Annotated in this window: 14 protein-coding genes and 1 pseudogene; 1 reads left to right on the top strand and 14 read right to left on the bottom strand. The window is 41.7% G+C overall.

Going from position 1 to position 20517, the window contains the following annotated elements; all coding sequences use genetic code 11:
* Positions 1–391 precede the first annotated feature (391 nt).
* The 7 genes and pseudogenes from purB to A3IA_RS0105020 form a co-directional block, all read right to left on the bottom strand.
* On the bottom strand, positions 392–1684 hold the full coding sequence (gene purB, locus A3IA_RS0104990; RefSeq protein ID WP_026217561.1) for an adenylosuccinate lyase: 1293 nt from the start codon (positions 1682–1684) through the stop codon (positions 392–394).
* 451 nt (positions 1685–2135) lie between these two features.
* Positions 2136–2532: pseudogene (locus tag A3IA_RS11875) on the bottom strand (NUDIX domain-containing protein).
* A 45-nt stretch (positions 2533–2577) separates the two neighbouring features.
* A complete protein-coding gene (locus tag A3IA_RS0105000) occupies positions 2578–2805 on the bottom strand; it encodes a hypothetical protein (RefSeq protein ID WP_018380236.1) in 228 nt (75 codons plus the stop codon).
* 8 nt (positions 2806–2813) lie between these two features.
* Positions 2814–3887 (bottom strand): 5-(carboxyamino)imidazole ribonucleotide synthase, encoded by a 1074-nt coding sequence (gene purK, locus A3IA_RS0105005; RefSeq protein ID WP_018380237.1) that lies wholly within the window; start codon positions 3885–3887, stop codon positions 2814–2816.
* Positions 3874–4365, bottom strand: coding sequence for a 5-(carboxyamino)imidazole ribonucleotide mutase (gene purE, locus A3IA_RS0105010; RefSeq protein WP_018380238.1), 492 nt, complete (start codon positions 4363–4365; stop codon positions 3874–3876). The genes purK and purE overlap by 14 nt, the downstream gene beginning before the upstream one ends.
* A gap of 343 nt (positions 4366–4708) precedes the next feature.
* The gene (purD, locus tag A3IA_RS0105015) at positions 4709–5971 is read right to left on the bottom strand and encodes a phosphoribosylamine--glycine ligase (protein WP_018380239.1); all 1263 of its coding nucleotides are present in this window, start codon (positions 5969–5971) and stop codon (positions 4709–4711) included.
* Between the two features lie 740 nt (positions 5972–6711).
* Complete coding sequence (locus tag A3IA_RS0105020) at positions 6712–8007, bottom strand: LysM peptidoglycan-binding domain-containing protein (RefSeq protein ID WP_018380240.1); 1296 nt, start codon at positions 8005–8007, stop codon at positions 6712–6714.
* 220 nt (positions 8008–8227) lie between these two features.
* Here A3IA_RS0105020 and A3IA_RS13230 point away from each other — a divergent pair, with 220 nt between their 5' ends.
* Positions 8228–9622 carry an SH3 domain-containing protein gene (locus A3IA_RS13230; RefSeq protein ID WP_018380241.1) on the top strand — a complete coding sequence of 465 codons (1395 nt, stop codon included), beginning with the start codon at positions 8228–8230 and terminating at the stop codon, positions 9620–9622.
* 289 nt (positions 9623–9911) lie between these two features.
* Here A3IA_RS13230 and purH read toward each other — a convergent pair whose 3' ends face one another.
* The 7 genes from purH to purC form a co-directional block, all read right to left on the bottom strand.
* A complete protein-coding gene (gene purH / locus A3IA_RS0105030) occupies positions 9912–11459 on the bottom strand; it encodes a bifunctional phosphoribosylaminoimidazolecarboxamide formyltransferase/IMP cyclohydrolase (RefSeq protein ID WP_018380242.1) in 1548 nt (515 codons plus the stop codon).
* Positions 11460–11690: 231 nt separating this feature from the next.
* Positions 11691–12446: a GNAT family N-acetyltransferase gene (locus A3IA_RS0105035; protein WP_018380243.1), complete on the bottom strand. Its 756-nt coding sequence runs from the start codon at positions 12444–12446 to the stop codon at positions 11691–11693.
* A gap of 33 nt (positions 12447–12479) precedes the next feature.
* Positions 12480–13025, bottom strand: coding sequence for a phosphoribosylglycinamide formyltransferase (purN, locus tag A3IA_RS0105040; RefSeq protein WP_026217563.1), 546 nt, complete (start codon positions 13023–13025; stop codon positions 12480–12482).
* A gap of 2 nt (positions 13026–13027) precedes the next feature.
* Entirely contained in the window at positions 13028–14047 is a 1020-nt protein-coding gene (gene purM / locus A3IA_RS0105045) for a phosphoribosylformylglycinamidine cyclo-ligase (RefSeq protein WP_018380245.1), read from the bottom strand.
* A gap of 365 nt (positions 14048–14412) precedes the next feature.
* Positions 14413–15864 carry an amidophosphoribosyltransferase gene (gene purF, locus A3IA_RS0105050; protein WP_018380246.1) on the bottom strand — a complete coding sequence of 484 codons (1452 nt, stop codon included), beginning with the start codon at positions 15862–15864 and terminating at the stop codon, positions 14413–14415.
* Positions 15865–15877: 13 nt separating this feature from the next.
* Positions 15878–19603: a phosphoribosylformylglycinamidine synthase gene (locus A3IA_RS0105055; protein WP_018380247.1), complete on the bottom strand. Its 3726-nt coding sequence runs from the start codon at positions 19601–19603 to the stop codon at positions 15878–15880.
* A 70-nt stretch (positions 19604–19673) separates the two neighbouring features.
* Positions 19674–20381, bottom strand: coding sequence for a phosphoribosylaminoimidazolesuccinocarboxamide synthase (gene purC, locus A3IA_RS0105060; protein ID WP_018380248.1), 708 nt, complete (start codon positions 20379–20381; stop codon positions 19674–19676).
* Positions 20382–20517: the final 136 nt, after the last annotated feature.

The raw sequence follows: 20517 nt of genomic DNA on the forward strand, positions 1-20517 counted from the left end.
TCAACCAAGCCACATACGATTGCCTCTATACATCGCCTCATCAGGACAATGTATTACCTCATAACGCATAACAAACTTTACGATTATGCTTCGACCCAAAATCATTAAAGTCGTTGATGCTATATCATTGTAACACCTTATTCAAAAAATAACAAAATAAGGTGTTGTTTTCGTGTACACTTTTTGACGCTAATTAGAGCAGAAAAATAAGACAATAGCTAAATCCAAGCTATTGTCTTAAAAAATTTTTCGATTAAAAGCTTGATAAGCTTGACAAATGGTAGAAAAAAGGAATGTTTTTAAAAGAACCACCTTATAACAACAGTATAGTACACTTTTTATACTGTCCATCATAAGTGGTTCTTTTCAGTTTTGCCATTCCTTTTATCTATTATAATCCAAGGCGTTCGAAGATTTCGTCTACACGTTTTGTATAGTATACAGGGTTGAAGAGTTCATCGATTTCGTCTTGGCTGAGGTGAGATGTAATTTTCTCATCTGATTCTAACAATGGTTTGAAGTCAACTTGGTTGTCCCATGAATGAGCTGTTTTTGGTTGTACCAAGTCATAAGCTTCTTCGCGCGTCATCCCTTTTTCAATCAATTTGAGCATGACACGTTGACTGTAAATGAGACCAAATGTTGAATTCATGTTACGGAGCATATTGTCTGGGAAAACAGTCAAGTTTTTGACAATATTGCCAAAACGATTAAGCATGTAATTAATGAGGATGGTTGTGTCTGGTGTGATGATACGCTCTGCTGACGAATGAGAGATATCACGTTCGTGCCAGAGGGCAACATTCTCATATGCCGTCACCATGTGCCCGCGGACGACACGAGCCAACCCAGTCATGTTTTCAGACCCAATCGGGTTACGTTTGTGAGGCATTGCTGAGCTACCTTTTTGGCCTTTGGCGAAGAATTCCTCCACCTCACGCTGCTCAGACTTCTGAAGCCCACGAATCTCAGTCGCCATGCGCTCGATAGAGGTGGCGATGCTAGCTAGCACCGCAAAGTACTCGGCATGGAGGTCACGAGGAAGAACCTGAGTTGAAATCTCTTGTGGACGGATACCTAGCTTATCGCAGACATACTCCTCGACAAATGGAGGGATGTTAGCAAAGTTACCAACCGCACCCGAAATCTTACCAGCCTCAACGCCAGCTGCTGCACGCTCAAAACGCTCTTGATTTCGCTTCATTTCACTGTACCAAGTGGCTAATTTAAGACCAAAGGTCGTTGGCTCAGCATGAACCCCGTGCGTACGACCCATCATGATGGTCATCTTGTGCTCACGCGCCTTATCAGCTACGATGTTAGTAAAGTTTTCAAGGTCTTTACGGATAATGTCGTTGGCTTGTTTGTAAAGATAACCGTAAGCTGTATCCACAACGTCTGTTGAAGTCAAACCATAGTGAACCCACTTACGCTCTTCGCCAAGTGTTTCAGACACGGCACGCGTGAAAGCCACCACATCATGGCGTGTTTCTTGCTCGATTTCAAGAATACGGTCGATGTCAAAATCCGCATTCTCACGAATTTTCGCCACATCTTCTTTAGGGATTTCCCCCAACTCAGCCCATGCCTCATCAGCGAGGATTTCCACCTCCAACCAAGCACGGTATTTATTTTCTTCACTCCAAATATTCGCCATCTCCGGGCGAGAGTAACGTTCTAGCATTATTTATGATACAGAGGGCGTTAGAAAAGCGAGAAAAAAATAGGAAACTGATGCTGTGCGCTTGCACACAAGAAAGTTTATCTTTTTTCCAACGCTTTTAGCCCGAGTTCAAATACTCGGAAACACCCTCACTCCTTTCTTTTTTCTTATTTTTTAGGAAAAGCAAACTGACATCTAAGCCACATTTATCTTTTTTGCCTAGTCCGTACTCAGTTTAACGAATACGAATCCCAATGTTTATTTCCTTTTATCTATAATCAAATGAATTAACTTTCAGACAAGGAACTGAGATGAAAACAGTACTTGAGTACGGCAAATCGAAAGTGACGATGTATTAAAGTTAATTCAAAAGACTATAAAATTGGTTTCCACTTTGTGTTTAGGAAAAGAAAGCCTTATTTTTTCCAAACTTTCTGCCTAAGTTTATTTGGTAAATGTGTCCCCCATGGTTCTATTTCAAATCATAACCCCAAGAATCTCCATCCTCATAATAAAAAATGCACCAAGATTATCTTCTGAAGCATCTCTTCCATATCAAGTGACAAATTCAAGTTTGGAAGGTTCACTAAATCCTCCCACCGAACTTCTCCCTTATCGGAAGAAATCGGTTCTCTACGAATTGACTCGTTTTGTAAAAATAAACAACGTCGCTTGCCATCTTCATACTAATCTTTGATACTACAGAGTTGCGGAGAAAAAATCGTCAAACCAGTTTCTTCTTTCACCTCACGAATAGCCGAATCTGTGAATGATTCACTAGTCTCCACTTGTCCACCTGAAAATGTAGTCTCCGGCTAATCTTGTTTTTTTCTATCAATCACAAGAACTTCATTGCCTCTATAAGCCATACACATATTAGTAAAGTGAACTTTTTAAACCATTAGAACTCCTTCTCATTCTCCAAACTCTTCTTTCCCAATGGCAACAGATGGATAATGGGGTAACTTTCCTAAATCCGTATCAAGTGGCAAATCGTAGATAGCTAAGTAATCATCTGGAAACTGTTTTCCTAGCTCTGCCATTTTATTAGAAATAGAAGCTTCGTCCACTGAAGCATAGAGTACTTCAACAACACCAAGTTGACCATTTTCAATAAAAGCGTGAACGATGATTTTAATCATAACATCTCCTAAAATTCCTCAACCTCATCAGGCTTTTCACTAAACAAAGTCACATGTCCCATTTTGCGGTTATGCTTAGCTTCTAGTTTACCATAAAGGTGGAGGTGGGCGCTAGGGTTATTTTGGACGTAGGCTTGAGCTGCTTTCACATGTTGCCCAAGGACATTGAGCATGACAGCTGGGGCGTGCTGGTAAATTTCTGGCAACGGTTGCCCCAAAATTCCCAAGATATGAGTGTCAAACTGCGAGAAGTTGCAGGCTTCGATAGAGTAATGACCTGAGTTGTGGGGGCGAGGCGCAATTTCATTGACGATGATGTCATCCGCCGTTACGAACATTTCCACACAGAGGGTTCCTGATAAATCCAAGCGCTTAGCGATTTGTAATGCCATTAATTTAGCCTTTTTCGCCAGATGATCCGAGATACGAGCAGGTGCAATAGTTTTTGAGAGAATGTTGTTATGGTGGATGTTTTCTTGGACTGGAAATACCGTGAAATCAGCTCCATTGCCCGACACAAGCACTGAAATTTCCAAGTCAAATGTGACGAATTCCTCCAAAACACAGACCGTTAAGTCCGCCAATTTACGCGCTTTAACAAGATCAGTTTGAGAGGAAATAACTACTTGTCCATGACCGTCGTAACCACCTGTTGCTGTCTTAAGAACCTGCTTTTTGCTCAAATCAATCTTGTCCAAATCAGCGCTTGACGTCACAACTTTATAAGGTGCTACGGCTACGCCAGCTTTTTGAGATAGGAAGTCCTTCTCAGTGATACGATTCTGAGAAATACGCAGAAGGTCAGTCCCTTGAGGCAGTTGGGTACCCGCCACAACCGTATCAAGACCATCTGCATCCACGTTTTCAAACTCATAAGTGAGGACATCGCAACGTTCTGCCAACTCACGCAAGGCGTCAACGTCATCATAGGCTGCCACAATCACTTCCGACACACGTGAAGCTGGGCAGTCCACCGACGGATCTAGCGTAATCACCTTGTGACCCATGTAAATGGCTGAAATAGCCATCATCTGACCAAGCTGACCGCCACCGATAATCCCGATTGTCTTAGTTGAGTTCATCTGTCATCGCCTCCGCAATTTTTCCTTGTTCCTCTTGGAAATGGCTGAGCTGTTCAGCGATTTTAGCATCTTCAATAGAAAGAATGCGCAGGGCAGTCAAGGCTGCGTTAGTTGCCCCTGCTTCCCCGATAGCCATGGTCGCTACAGGCACACCACCCGGCATCTGCACAATGGAATACAGGGAATCAAGTCCTGAAAGAGCACGCGATTTGACAGGCACGCCAATGACTGGAAGCGTTGTTTTTGCAGCTACCATACCCGGTAAATGGGCTGCGCCACCTGCTCCTGCAATAATGATTTTGATGCCACGGTTACGAGCTTCTTCAGCATGTTTGAACATGAGGTCAGGTGTGCGATGGGCTGAGACTACTTTTTTCTCGTATGGAACTTGGAAATTATCCAAGATGTCTGCAGCTTTTTGCATGGTTGCCCAGTCGGAGCTGGAGCCCATGATGATAGAAATGATAGGTGTTTCCATAATAATTCCTTTTTATTTTGATACTTGTCTTAAGTGATAGGGACGGCAACCAACCTGCGGTTCCATTCCTAAATTTTGAGCCTAAGTTCTCAACATTTCCGAGACAAGGCCCATTTGGAATATTTTTCTCCAACCTTTCTTCTTTGTAGCCAAAGATAAATAACTCCCAAAACATTGAAACAACTGTGCTTCTAAAAGTTTAATTATTATCCGTCTCCCTACAAGACTTCCCAAATTATCACATTTTCAAGGGTTTTCTATGTTCTGAATCAAAGATTATTTGTCTTTTTGTCACAGCGAAAAATATCGGAGAGGGCGACTTCGTCGCCTCTTACCAACGGTGTTACTTTATCGCTTTACTACCAATGTCATTTCGATAGAATAGTCCATCTGTTTTTTGGGTCGCCAGTTGTTTGTAGATTTTTTCCTGCGCAGCTTGGACGGTATCTGCTGTGGTGACAAGCATATAGACACGTCCACCGTTAGATAGCAGAGCCCTGCCATTTTCCGCAAAACGCGCACCTGCATAATAGGTAATAACATCGCCATCAGTCTTAGTTGGCAATTCAACCCCCTTCTCGTACGCGAGGGGATAACCATCTGAGGCTACAACCACACCGAGAGTCACACCGTCTTCCACCCATGTAATCTCAGGTGTTTTGTCATCCAAAATATCCGTGACGTTCTGCGCAAAATCAGATGTCAAACGTGGCAGGATAGTCTGTGTCTCGGGGTCACCAAAGCGAGAATTGAACTCGATGACCTTTGGACCGTCAGCCGTCAAAATGAGACCAACATAAAGAACCCCCAAGTAAGGACGACCTTCTGCTACCATCCCTGAAAGAATCGGCTTAATAATGGTTTCAACCGCCTGATCAATGACCGCTTGTTCTAAGTGGGGTACCGGTGAATAGGCTCCCATCCCACCTGTATTTGGTCCCTTGTCTCCATCATAAGCCCGCTTGTGGTCTTGAGCCGCTGGCATAAGGTAAAACTGCTCACCATTGACAAAAGCAAAAAGCGAGAACTCTTCTCCAGCCAAATAGTCCTCGATGACCACACGTGCACCTGAGTCGCCGAACTTGTTATCCAAAAGCATGTCACGCGCTGCCTCAACCGCCTGCTCGACCGTATCTGCTACAGCCACGCCCTTGCCTAGCGCTAGGCCATCCGCCTTAACGACGATTGGGGCTCCTTGAACTTTGATGTAAGCCTTGGCTTTTTCGAAGTCAGAAAAAGTGCTGTACTTCGCCGTTGGCACGCCGTATTTAGCCATGATCGTTTTGGCAAAATCCTTGGACCATTCTAATTCTGAGGCTTGACGAGAGGGACCAAAAACCTTGAGACCTGCTGCATTGAAGTCATCAACAATTCCAGCAGCCAGAGCGTCATCTGGTCCGATAAAAGTCCAAGCAATCTCATTTTCCTGAACAAAGGCAATCAATCTAGAATGTTCGGCAATTCCGATGTCAACCAAATCCAAACCATCCAAGACCATGCCATCATTACCAGGAGCTACAAAAACCTGATCAACCTGTGGAGATTCTAATAACTTCTTAGCAATTGCATGCTCACGTCCACCCGAACCAACAACTAACAGTTTCATAATATCTAATCCCAAGTCTAACAAGAAAGGTACTAATTAAAACGAATTCCCTTTGCGCACATATCAAAAGAGCATGTCGCTTTTTAAACTTTCTCATTAGATTCCATTTCTTTTAAAATAACGAATTATATTTAATATAATAACACATTTGTTCGTTATTTTTAGGTTAAATATGTTTTTTTACCAAAAAAACATAAAAATATTCGCTTATTTGAGAATTCGACAGACATGAGATATTACCACTTTATTTCTCATAGCCTAATGTAGCTAAAAAATTACAAATCACTCAATGTTCTAACTAACCAGACACGACTAAATCTCTTCATTTTATAATAAGGTTAAAGTTTCTTACTCCCAACGTGTCAACCAAACCAGCTTTAAACTCTCAAAAGCTAGATGATTTGCTGCAAGCTAAGCAAAAAAGCATTTCTGATTGTTGTTTTATTAATATAAAGTCATATGGCTTAACAAGTCTCCTTCTTTAAAAGAAAGGTAGCCATAACAACTCTTTGTTTTTCCGTGATTTCACTCAATCTACTAGCAAGTATTAACTTAATAGAAAATGAAAGGATGTTTTTAGCCACCCTTAGGTTATCTGCACAAAAAGAAAGCACTGGTCATCTGACCGGTGCTTTCTAGGAGATTATGAAAAAGTTATTTAGGAATAGTCATATTATAACCAAGCTTGCTTAAACTTTTCTAAAATTAGTTTAAACCCATCTCTTTTTAAGTTTTAATGCCTAGCCATTAAAGGATACGTGCACATGGTCGTAATGATTTGCCGTCACACCACCACGATCTGGCATCGGATTCCAAGTGTTGGCTGGTCCATAAATGCTGTTGTATGGTGAGTAAAAACGCTGTTTCCAGATGATATATGAAATACCATGACTCGACATACTGTTAATCGCGTCCTGTGCCACTTGATCTCCCAAAGCTGAGCTTTCAGGCACCATAAAGTCTACTGCCAACCCTTTGCCATGATCGTCATTTGAACCTGCGCGGTAAAGACTAAATGACGTGATGCCATACTTAGCTGCTACTTCTTCCTTGTAGGCCGCTACTTGAGGTTGAAGCCCTGCATTAGCAGGATTTGATGTGGCTTGAGCAAAACTTGTCGCCGTTTGACCTGCCGTCTCAGTAACTGGCAAGGCTGCCACGGTTGAGGCTTCTGATGCCGATTGGCTAGCCGTCGCCGAAACCACTTGTGAGACCGCTTCGTTTACAGTCGTCATAGATTCAGATGTCGCTGCACTCGCCGAAGTTTCTTCCAAAACTTGAGAAGAGGCTTCTTCTACGGTTGGCAATTCTACCGATTCTGAGGTGGCTTGAATTGATGTTGACATCTCTGAACTTGCTTCTGTGATGACTTCTGATGTCATAGCAGCGCTATCTTGCGCACTTTCCGATAGAAGTTGATCTGCCTCTGATACCTCTGATATTTCAGAACTTGCTTCAAGAGAAGCTGGCGCATCTGTATCAGTGTATTCAGAACTCACACTACTATTTTCAGAAACAGCTTTTAAAATAGCTTCTTCAGGGGTAGTGTCCGCATACTCTGAACTTGCTTCTAAAGAAGGAGACTGGTCACTTATTTCATTTGCAGGAGCTGTCAAATCACCTACCTGAACCGCCTGATCATCAACAACAACTTCATTTTTAACCAAGTCAGCAGAAGCTACCATGCCTTCTTGCCCCTCATGCACAGCAGGTGTTTGGATTTGAACAGATGTTACGTCATTGTTTTCATTAACAGTTGTTGTCAAAACCGTCTCTGGAAAAATCAAATCAATATTGGCAATGTTATTGATATTAGCCAGAACATTCATATCAATCCCCATGGCTTCTGAGATAGTACTCAAAGTATCACCATATTGAACCGTATAAGTTGACCTTTCGTCCGCATTGACAATATCTGATTTGATCTGCTCAACACTTCGAGGCGTCCAAGGCATTTCTTCAGCATGTACAGCTAATCCTGAAGCTAAAGATAGGGTTACAGTTGACGCTAAAAGCATTTTCTTTGTGATGTTCATTTTATTACTACCTATTTCTTTTTTAATAACTTTATACATCTTAGCACAAATTCAAAAAATAAAAAGTGCTTAGCAAGGTCTTTAAAGAAACTGTTGCTCTTCTGTAATATTAGACTTGTTTGTCATAATAAATGAATTTTCCTGTCATTTTCTGACCTTTTTTCAGAAAAATGGTTACTTCTTGATTTATTTGCCGAATAAATAAGCAGGAGGATATTGAATGACATTAAAATCTAAGTTTACAACCGCAAGTGCCCTTGCTCTAATCTTGACTGGAACTGCGCTATCGACTGGACAATCTGTCGCTCAAGCTGCTGTTTTAGGGGATAACTACCCTAGCCAATGGAAGACTGGTTGGGGAGCTGATAGTTGGGGAATGTATAAGAGGCAGTGCACTTCTTTTGTAGCTTTTCGATTGAGTTCAGCTAACGGATTTACCCTACCAGGTGGTTACGGAAATGCTATCAGCTGGGGTGGTGTTGCCAGATCACAAGGTTACCGTGTGGACATGAATCCTGCAGTGGGTTCTGTTGCCTGGTTTGGCAATGGTGTTAACGGAGCAGGAGGTTACGGTCATGTTGCCTGGGTTGCTGACGTTAAAGGAGATACTGTCACCATTGAAGAGTATAACTACGATTATGGTCAAGGTCCTGAAAAATACTGGAAACGCAGTTTCCATAAAAGTAATGTTTCTGGCTATATCCATTTTAAAGACTTGGGACCTGCCTCAGTCGCAAAACCAACGACGTCTCCTGTCGGAACAAGCAATTCAACGGCATCGAGTGGAACACACCATTTCACCAGCCGTGCTTCTATCAAGGCTGAGCCAAAGATGGCAAGTCCAGAATTAGCTCATTATGAAAAGGGACAAGCCGTCATCTATGACAAAACTTTAGAAGCTGATGGCTACAAATGGATTAGCTACATTGCAGGGAGCGGCATGAGACGTTATATCCCAATCAGTCCACTCCAAAAAGCACAGACTGATGCTTCAACAGCTCCAGAAACAACTACTCCAAAAGCTGATTCAAAACCTATAGCTTCAAGTGGAACTTACCAATTTACCAGTCGTTCGTCCATTAAGAATGAACCAAAACAAGCCGCAGCTGAAATCGCCGTTTACGACAAAGGACAGTCCGTTCACTACGACAAGACCGTAGAAGCTGATGGTTATAAGTGGATTAGCTATATCAGTAGTAGCGGGGTTAGACGTTACATTGCTGTCGAAAAGTTAGCTACCAAAGCAAGTTCGTCTCAAACAAGTAAGACAAAGACACAAACCTCCGCTAGTTCAACCACTATTGCCGTCGGAGATACCATCAGTTTTGTAGGTACCTTCAAGGTAACTGCTAACATCAGTGGTAGCTCTCTTACTTCAAGTTCAGATTTAGCTGGTGGTAGACCATCTGCACTCAACTACTTCGATCCTACTCCAGTTATTGAAACGGATAAGTCTGGCAAAAAATCTGGAGATCAAATCTTGTATCCTGGCGAATATTTCAGCATTCCTGGAAAATACAAAGTTTTAAAAGTTGATAAAGCAAGCAATGGTATTTGCGTCAAAATCGGAAGCCGAGATACTTGGGTAACCATGTCTAAAGTAAGAAAACAATAGCCAACTGACTACTTTGAGCCTTTCAGCTCCCTCATAACTCATACTCATTTCTAACTACAGCTGAAAACTCATAAGAACCCCTTCTATCCTAGGATAGAAGGGGTTTAACATTTTATACTATAAAAAAGCCCGGTTAGACCGAGCTATTAGGAGATTATGAAAAAGAAATGCTCGCATTGATTAGCAGGAGCTAACTAATGCGACATATTATTTAGGAGTGACTATAGTATAATCTCTCTAGCTTAATCACAACTTAAACTTTTCTTTCGCAAACCTTAAATTTTAAATATCAATGACGGAAGTGCCTTATACCTGTGAAGACCATAGCAATGCCACGTTCATTAGCCGCATCAATTGATTCTTGATCCCGCACAGAGCCACCCGGTTGGATAACGGCCTTAATACCTGCTTCAGCAATCTCTTCGATACTATCTGCAAATGGGAAAAAGGCATCTGAAGCTAATACTGCACCATCTAAACGATTTTTAACCTGCTCAAGAGCAATTCTAACGGAAGCTACTCGATTGGTTTGACCAGCGCCGACACCAAGTGTCATGCGGTCATTGGCAATTAAGATACCGTTTGATTTGACATATTTGATGGCTTTCCAAGCGAATTCCAAAGCTCTTGCTTCTTGCTCAGATGGTTGACGGTCAGTCACTACTTGCCAATCAGCTGGTTTTTCTTTAACGACGTCTTGATTTTGCAACAAAAGACCACCAACAACCCCCGTGTATTCGGCTTCGATTTCACTCTCATCCTGCGCAGCAAATGGCAATTCTAAGATACGGAGATTTTTCTTTTTATTGGTTAAAATAGCTAGCGCTTTTTCTGAATAAGACGGTGCGATGATGATTTCGAGGAAAATATTATGCATCTTCTCAGCTGTCGCAGCATCCACTTCACGATTAAGAACGACAATGCCTCCGAAAATCGAAACAGAATCAGCCTCATAAGCGTAATCCCATGCTGTTTCAATATCATCAGCCTGACCGATACCGCAAGGGTTCATATGCTTGAGAGCAACAACTGTTGGACGATCTTTGAAATCACGAATGATACGAATAGCCGCATCGGCATCACGAATGTTGTTAAAGGATAATTCCTTACCACCTAGCTGTTTGGCTGACGCGATAGAATAAGCCGTCGGAATGGCTTTTTGGTAGAAATCAGCATCCTGTTGTGGATTTTCACCATAGCGCATCGGCTGTTTGAGGTCGAAAGTCAGCGTTAATTTCTCAGGTTTTTCTTCGCCAACTTGTGCCGTAAAGTATTCTGCAATGAGAGCATCGTAGGCTGCCGTATGACGAAAAACTTTAGCTGCTAAGCCTTGACGAGTCTCATAAGATGTATCCCCAGCTTCTTTCAATTCTCCCAAAACAGGTGCATAATCAGCTGGATCCACCAAAACAGTGACACTAGCATGATTCTTAGCTGCCGAACGCAACATTGAAGGACCACCAATATCAATGTTTTCAACTGCTAAGTCATAAGTCACATCTGAACGACAAATAGTCTCTTTGAAAGGGTAAAGATTGACAACTACCATATCGATAAGTTCAATATGATTGTCTTTTGCCGCCTTAAGATGACTGTTCAAGTCACGACGAGCTAGTAACCCACCATGGATATTGGGGTGAAGGGTCTTGACACGGCCATCCATCATCTCTGGAAAACCAGTTATATCATCAATGGCAATGGTAGCAATCCCAGCCGCATCAAGAGTTGCCTTAGTCCCACCAGTTGAGATAATATCCCACCCCAGTGCTTTAAGTTCTTGGGCAAATTCCACAATACCTGCTTTATCTGAAACTGAAATAAGTGCTCGTTTCGTCATTATTAAAATACCATGTCCGACAAGAAGGCGACTGAACCATCAAAAATACGATAGTTCAAAACATCTAGTAGATTTTCTCAAGCATTCAAAGTCACTTGAAAGTGTCCATGAACTCTTTTTTAACCTTCTGAACGGGGTCAATTCCTTTCATTCTACTTTATAGTTACTATAGTATTTTCACTAAAGGTGATAAATTGCTGTTTTTAAGCGCCAAATCATCAAAATGATGATTTACCAATCAATTTCATAGGCTGAATACTCATATGATAATTGATAGCCAAGTTGCTCAGCTAGGCTAAGCGATGCTTTAGTATGCGCATCCCAGCTAGGATATAATTGCTTATCTAAACAAGCTAAAATTAATTGAGCAGCAACTACCCTAGCAAGCCCTCTTCGTCGATAATCTGGATGGGTGTCAATCTCAATTTCAATACCATCTTGATAACTAGAATAAGAAGAAGCCCCCGCAACCAACTTATCCTGATGGAAAATGGCATAGCCCAAGCCGTCTTTAGCATAATGGTCGTAATCCTTATAATTAGCCACTAAATCCTCTGACCATGCTTCCTTTAAACAGTCATGATAGCCTTTTTCATCAATTTGACAAAGACTAAATGAATTTGATAACTGTTCAACAAACCTTTGCAACATTTCAATATCAAAAAGAGTATCCTTTTTAGTTGCATACCTTGTAAAGACACGCACTCGATCTCCATAAGTGGATTCGATTAAAGAAGCCCAATCCTGACCCTGTGGAACGAAAATAATATCTTCATATCGACAACTTTCTATAAAATCAAGGTAAGGCCGCCCTGCTAAAAAAGCAAACGAAGCCTCACGTCCTAACTTTGCCATAGCTGACTGCGGGTTTAGCAAATCATCTACAAAAATCTCTCCCATCACACCTTGCAGACAGGACAAAATCATCGTTTCTGGCCAATTATCAAAAAAGGAGTAAACAAGCTTAGTATTATCTAATTTTTTCATAATGTTATTGTAGCAAATAAACAAGAATAGTGGCTATTTTAGCCCCAAATCACGCAACACTTCAGGATAAAGACAATATTCATACTCATGAATCCTTGCTTCAAAGGTCTCTATAGTATCATTATCAAGTCTCGGCACGCGCACCTGCTTGATGATTTTCCCAGTATCAACACCAGAATCAACCCAATGGATGGTCACGCCAGATTCCTTAACGCCAGCATTCCAAGCATCCTCGATACCGTGAGCTCCTGGAAATTCTGGTAAGTAGGATGGATGAATATTGATAATTCGTCCTTCATAAGCTGATAAGAGGGTTGGACCAACTATTTTCATATAGCCTGCTAAGCAAACCAAGTCAATGTCATGTTGATTCAGCAATTCTACGATAGCCTGCTCATAGGCAGCCTTGCTAACAAACTCTTTAAGTTCAAAAGCATAGTTTTTAACTCCAAGCTTTTGAGAACGCTCAAGAACGTAAGCATTCCGATGATCCGAAAAGACGAATTCCACCGGAAAGTCCTCTGCAATAACTTGAAAATTGGACCCTGAGCCAGAAGCAAGAATAGCAATCTTCCTAATCATTATTTCACCACTACTCTGGCGTTAGCTTTTTTCACGATACGACCTAGCTCATAGACCTTTTCGTCAACCAAGCCTTTGACCTTGTCAACATTTTCAGCTTTGACAGCCATCATGAGACCAATACCCATATTGAAGATTTCAAACATTTCTTCGTGCTTGATGCCACCATATTTTTCCAATGTTTTAAAAATAGGCAATACTGGAAGATTGCTTTCATCAATCTCAGCAGCCAAATCATCCGCAAACATACGAGGCACATTTTCGACAAAACCACCACCAGTGATATGGGCAATTCCGTTAAGCAGATTTTCTTTAACCAAAGGTAGGACTTGTTTAACATAAATACGTGTTGGTTCCAGTAAGACTTCTTTGAGTTTTTTGCCTTCTAATTCTGGTAATTCTTCCTCACCAGTATAATCTGCAAAGACACGGCGCACCAATGAATAGCCATTAGAATGAATACCGCTTGACGCAAGCCCTAAAAGCACATCCCCCTCAGCAACTTTTGACCCATCTAAAATTTGAGATTTCTCCGCAATACCTACCGCAAATCCAGCCAAATCGTAATCGTCTTCACCATACATACCAGGCATTTCAGCTGTTTCGCCGCCAATAAGAGCAGCTCCAGATTGAAGGCACCCCTCTGCCACGCCAGCAACAACTTGTTCCAACTTAGCAGGCTCATTTTTCCCTGTAGCGATGTAGTCAAGGAAGTAAAGTGGCTCCGCCCCTGCTGCAATGATGTCATTGACACACATGGCAACACAGTCCTGACCAATAGTATCATGCTTATCATACTTAATAGCCAGCATGAGCTTGGTCCCTACACCGTCTGTTCCTGAGATTAGGACTGGTTCTTTGACTTGCGTTTGGCTTAAATCAAACATGCCGCCAAAACCACCGAGTGTCCCGATAACTCCTGCACGTTCTGTTCTAGCAACGTGCTTTTTGATGCGCTCAACTACTTCATAACCAGCTTCAACATCTACACCGGATTTTGCATATGCATTTTTAGACATACTACACTTCCTTCTCTTATTTCTTATTCATTACAGTCTTTTGAATTAACTTTGATACACGGTCACTTTCGACTTATCGTGCTAAAGGACTGTCCGCGTCTTTTCGGTTCCTTGTCTGAAAGTCAATTCATTTGACCATAATACACCTTTTAAAGATTTCGACGTATTGCCTACAAGCTATATTCTTTAAGGAAATACTAGTCAGAACCCTAGCTTTAATCAACTAGGACAAAGTATCTGACAACAATGCTTAACTGTTAGTCGGCAGTGAAATCTGCTGCCTAAGCATTTCTATTGTCTGTCATCTTTTGATTGACAACACCTGTCAACCTTGTCAAGTTAGTTGTCAACTTTCTGACAAGCCATTACTTGACTTTCTCAATATAAAAACTTGTCTCTTCTTCCAAACTGCGCAAATATTCTTCTTCATAATCGTAAAGTGGTGTCGGATAATTGCCATCAAAATAAGCCACACAGAGACCACCATTTGGTGCATCTGTATCCAATCCGATAGACTCAATCATGCCATCGAGTGACAGGTAGCTCAAACTATCGGCACCGATAATCTCACAAACTTCATCCACCGAATGATTGGCTGAAATCAGCTCACGACGAGTTTGGATATCAATCCCATAGAAACAGGGATACTTGAGTTCGGGGCTGCCAATAGCGACATGTACTTCTTTAGCACCAGCCTCGCGCAAGAGTTTGACAATACGACGAGAGGTTGTCCCGCGAACAATTGAATCATCAACCATGACCACTCGTTTATCTTTGACAACACCCGAAACAGCGGATAACTTCATGCGAACACCCTGCTCACGCAATTCTTGTGTCGGTTGGATAAAAGTTCGTTGAGTGTATTGGTTTTTAACCAAACCCATCTCATTTGGTAAGCCGGATTCTTCCGCAAAGCCCATAGCAGCAGATAAGGAAGAGTTAGGGACCCCAACGACAATATCAGCTTCATGTTTGAATTCTTGTGCCAACTTTTTTCCCATATTTTTACGAGCCGTATGAACATTAACCCCACGAATAGTTGAGTCCGGTCGAGCAAAGTAGACATACTCCATAGAACAGATCGCCAGCTGAGTTTCATTGGTATAAGTGTCATATTGGATGCCTTGGTCGTCAATAACAATAACTTCACCAGGCTCCACATCACGAATCCACCTGGCGCCAACCACTTCAAAAGCACAGGTTTCTGAAGAAATCACCCAGGCACCATTTTGCATTTGACCGATAGATAAAGGACGAAAGGCATTTGGATCAAGCGCCGCAATCAACTTATCTTCTGTCAAAAGTAAGTAGGCAAAACCACCCTTGACAGTTGAAAGAGCTTCTTTTACCTTACCCATAAAGCTAGGATTATGGCTACGACGAATGAGGTGCATGAGAATTTCCGTATCCGAAGACGCATTGAAAATAGCCCCTTGCTTTTCCAATTCTTTACGAAGCGAGATAGCATTGGTCAAGTTTCCGTTGTGGCAAAGACCAAACTGTCCATCGTGGAAGTTGTATAAGAAAGGTTGGATATTGCGAATATCTGCTGAACCAGCCGTTGCATAGCGCACATGACCAATTGCTGCATTTCCTGTCAATCCTTCTAAATCTGCAGGATTTTTAAAGACTTCGGATAAGAGCCCTGTATCACGATATCCCTTTAAAGCACCCTTGTCATTTGAGACAATCCCTGCACCTTCTTGACCACGATGTTGCAGACTGTGAAGTCCAAAGTAGGTGATTTGAGAAGCCTGAGGGTGACCCCATATTCCAAAAACACCACATTCTTCATTGAGAGATTTTGTTTCATACATGTTAGTTACCTAATTATTTTCCAGTAAAATAGCGAACCGCTGCTGCAAAAAGACCTTGATCTTTGTTTCCTGGAATATTTTGGAAAAGCCCATCTTCAAAGCGTTCAGAGTGCCCCATCTTACCGATGATTTGACCGTTTTCACTTGTAATACCTTCAATAGCATGAAGAGAACCATTTGGATTGTACCTAGAATCCATGCTTGGTTTACCTTCAAAGTCCACATACTGACTCCAGATTTGACCATTGTCACGGAGCTTTGCAAATTCCTCATCCGACACAACAAACTTCCCTTCACCATGCGATACCGGAATAACATGGACATCACCAACTGATACATTAGCCAACCATGGTGAGTTAGTATTAGAAATGCGGGTTTCCACCATTTTAGCCACGTGTTGATTCGCGTCATTGTAAAAGAGTGTTGGGCTTGATGAGTGAGCACCCTCGAAGTTACCATAAGGGAGCAAACCAGATTTAACTAGAGCTTGAAAACCATTACAGATACCGATAATCAAGCCGCCTTTTGCAATAAAGTCGTCAATCGCTGAGCGAACTTTTTGATTGAGCAAGATATTAACGATAAATTTAGCAGAACCATCTGGTTCATCAGCTGCTGAAAAACCACCCGCAAAGAAGATTATCTGAGACTTGGCAATATTGTCAACCATAATATCAACAGACTGCCCAATAGCCTCTTCATCCAAAGTCATAAAGGGAACCAAATTAACTTTGGCACCAGCTTGTTTAAAAGCCTTAGCAGAATCATATTCTGAGTTAGTTCCAGGAAATACGGGGATGTAAACCAATGGTTGATCCACTGCTTCTTTAGCCTTAGTAATCGTTTTTGTGACAACTTCAGGCACAGCTTCCATTTTAGTTTCCTGTTCAAAGGCTGTTGGGTAAATGTCTTCTAGTTTACCTTCAAAGGCGTCTAGAAGTGCTTGAGCAGCCATCTTGACACCATTGACAGTAAGTGTAAAGTTACCGCTCGTTTGACCGATTTTAACTGCTTCAGCAATCTCATCTCTTGACGTAAAGATAAATCCACCAAGTTGAGCTGTCAAGCTGCTGTCAAGCTCCGCTATGCTCACAGAAGCCCCAACATGATTACCAAAAGTAGCAAGTGCCAAAGTTTCAACAAGACCACCATATTTGACAGCAGAAGCTGATGTAATGGCATACTTTTCTTGGATAGTAGCAAAAGTTTCAAAGTTAGATCTGATAAGATCAAAATCAATATCTTCGCTAAGCATTTGACCGTGAAGGTAGTAGATGTTTTCACCAGCAGCCTTAAACTCAGGTGAAAGAATCTTACGGCTGTCTGCGGTTGTTACTCCAAAAGCAACTAAGGTAGGGGGAACAGTCAATTCTTCAAAAGTTCCAGACATGGAATCCTTACCACCGATGGATGGCAAACCAAGTTGGACTTGTGCTTCCACCGAACCAAGCAAGGCTGCAACCGGTTGACCAAAACGCTCAGCCTGTTTGTCCATACGTTGGAAGTATTCTTGGTAAGAAAAACGAGCCTTAGACCAATTGGCACCAGCCGCAACAAGACGAGCTGTCGCTTCAATAACCGCATAGGCTGCGCCATGATAAGGTGACCATTCTGCTAAGTAAGGATGGTAGCCATGTGCCATAACAGAAGCCGTATGCGTAACACCATCTTGGACGGGAAGTTTTTGAACAGAAGCCTCAGTTGGCGTTAGCTGGTAACGACCACCAAGGGAATGATTGATTGTCGAGCGACCGACCGAAGAGTCGAAAATCGTCTGTAAACCTTTTTGTGAAGCATGGTTTAAGTCAGAAAGAACTGCAAGCATGTCTCTTTCAAGACTCTCAACCGATGTTTGACGGGATTCTGGCAGACTTACATCGCCATCGACAACCTTAGCATCAACTGCCACGCGCACACCATTAGTATCAAGGAAAGAACGCTCAATATTGACAATGGTTTGCCCATTCCAAGTCATGACAAGGTTAGCTTTTTCAGTAACCGTCGCTACCACGACCGCATTGATGTTCTCCTTGTTAGCTTCAGCAATGAAAGTATCAACATCTTCTGGACGAACGACGACAGCCATACGCTCTTGCGATTCTGAAATAGCAATTTCCGTTCCATTAAGCCCCTGGTATTTGAGAGGGATTTTGTCCAGATTGATTTCAAGACCATCAGCCAATTCACCGATTGCTACGCAAACACCGCCTGCACCGAAGTCATTGGATTTCTTGATGAGACGAGTAACCTCACCATTACGAAAAAGGCGCTGAATCTTACGCTCCTCGATAGCATTTCCTTTTTGTACTTCCGCACCAGCTGCCTCCACTGATTCTACCGTCTGAACTTTCGAAGAACCTGTTGCACCGCCGATACCATCTCGACCTGTTTTCCCACCGATTAGGATAACCACATCACCAGCTTTAGGTTTTTCACGAACCACATTTTCCTTAGGTGCAGCACCTACGACTGCACCAAGCTCCATGCGTTTTGCTACAAATCCAGGGTGGAAATATTCTTTGACATAAGTCGTCGCTAAACCAATTTGGTTCCCATAAGATGAGTAACCATGAGCTGCCGTTTTTGAAATAACTTGTTGTGGTAATTTACCAGCACGTGTTTGATCGACTGGCGTCGTAATATCACCTGCACCAGAAATACGCATGGCTTGGTAAACAAAAGAACGACCTGACAACGGGTCACGGATAGCGCCACCAATACAAGTAGCAGCTCCACCAAAAGGTTCAATTTCCGTTGGATGATTATGAGTTTCATTCTTAAACATAAGCAACCAAGGCTCTTTTCTCCCATCAACATCCACTTCAATTGCAACAGAACAGGCGTTGATTTCCTCCGAAACTTCCATGTCATCCAAGCGACCATTAGCCCGCTCATAGCGACCAAAAATAGTTGCCATATCCATTAGTGTTTGCGGTTTATCCGAACGTCCTAGCTCGTCACGCATAGCCACATATTTATCATAAGTAGCCTGCAATTGTTTTTGGAATTTTGACGCTGAAAAATCAATGTTCTTTAATTCTGTTTCAAAAGTCGTGTGACGGCAATGATCTGACCAGTAAGTATCCAAGACCTTCACTTCAGTCTCTGTTGGCACACGTCCAATAGATTTAAAATAATCTTGGATAAAAAGCAAATCATCCACTTCCATAGCCAACCCCTGCTCAGCTTTGTACTTAGCAAAATCCTCTACTTCATAAGTCTCAAAGAAATCAAGATTCGCGATGGTTTTATCAGATTCTGAGAAAAAATGCTGCTCAAGTCCAGTCTCAATCGTTTTAAAACGTGAATCAACTGGATTAAGCAAATAACTCTTAATAGCATCAAGTTCAGCGCTATCAATATCTTTATTAACCAAATAAAGTTGAGCCGTATTGACCGTCACCTTTGAAGAAGCTCCTAATAAAAGCAAGGCTTCCTGTGAACTCGCCGCGCGCTGGTCAAATTGACCTGGCAAACTTTCAATGGCAAAGAAAGAGTAATTAGCAAGATCAGCCACAAGAGCTGCCTCTGTCAAGACAAGGTCGGTCACCCGCTCAGAGAAAATGTGCTGTTCAGCCAACTCAAACAAATCCTCTTCCAACCCAAACACATCATAAACCTGCACCATACGCAAATCAGACAAGGTCTTCAATTGCAAATGATGAGTTAATTCTTTAGCTAAAGACTGTGACTTAACTCTAAAAGCTTCTTTTTTCTCAACAAAAATACGTTTATTCATTTTAATTTATTTTTCCCAAGTGTCTTCTTTACTATTTTCTTCTTAAATATCACCACTAGCAAACAACTTCCTAAGCTAGCTCTTTCAATTTGTCCAAAACTACCTGATAAGCAGCCGTCAAACTACCGAGATCACGTCTGAAAACATCCTTATCCATATGATTGCCATCCACATCCCACAAACGACAGTTATCTGGTGAAAATTCATCGGCTAGGATAATATTTCCTTGCGCATCCCTACCAAATTCCAACTTGAAATCAATCAACTGAAGACCAATTTTTGCAAACCATTCTTTCAAAAGTTTATTGATACGACGGGTTTCTTCTTTTAGATAGGCAATTTCTTCTTCTGAAGCAATATTTAAAAACTGCACGTGTTCATCATTGATGAAAGGATCGTTCAGTTCATCTTTTTTATAATAAAATTCAACAATAGGATTTTCCAAAGCTAGACCTTCACCGACACCGAAGCGTTTAGAAAAAGATCCAGCCGCCACATTACGTAGGACGACCTCCAAAGGAATAATATCAACCTTTTTATTTAATTGTTCATTGTCAGATATTTGTTTGATAAAATGCGTCTTAATTCCCTCAACATTTAATTTCTCAAAAATAAAAGACGAAATCTGATTATTAAGCATCCCCTTACCATCAATTGTCTCCTTACGAGCCCCATTGAGCATAGTTGCCTGGTCCTTATATACGGATATAATCACATTTTCGTCATCAGTAGCATAAATATCTTTGGCTTTTCCTGAATAAATCAGTTGATTTTTCATTATAACATTCGCCTTTCCTCTTACTTGCCTAAAGTATAACACATATATAAATAAATACCAAACATTTTTTAATTATTCGTCAAAATAAAACAAAAAACATCACAAAAGGCGAACGAAAATATATTTAACAACGCTT

Origin of the sequence: Streptococcus thoraltensis DSM 12221, assembly GCF_000380145.1 — a bacterium.
Classification (GTDB): Bacteria; Bacillota; Bacilli; order Lactobacillales; family Streptococcaceae; genus Streptococcus; species Streptococcus thoraltensis.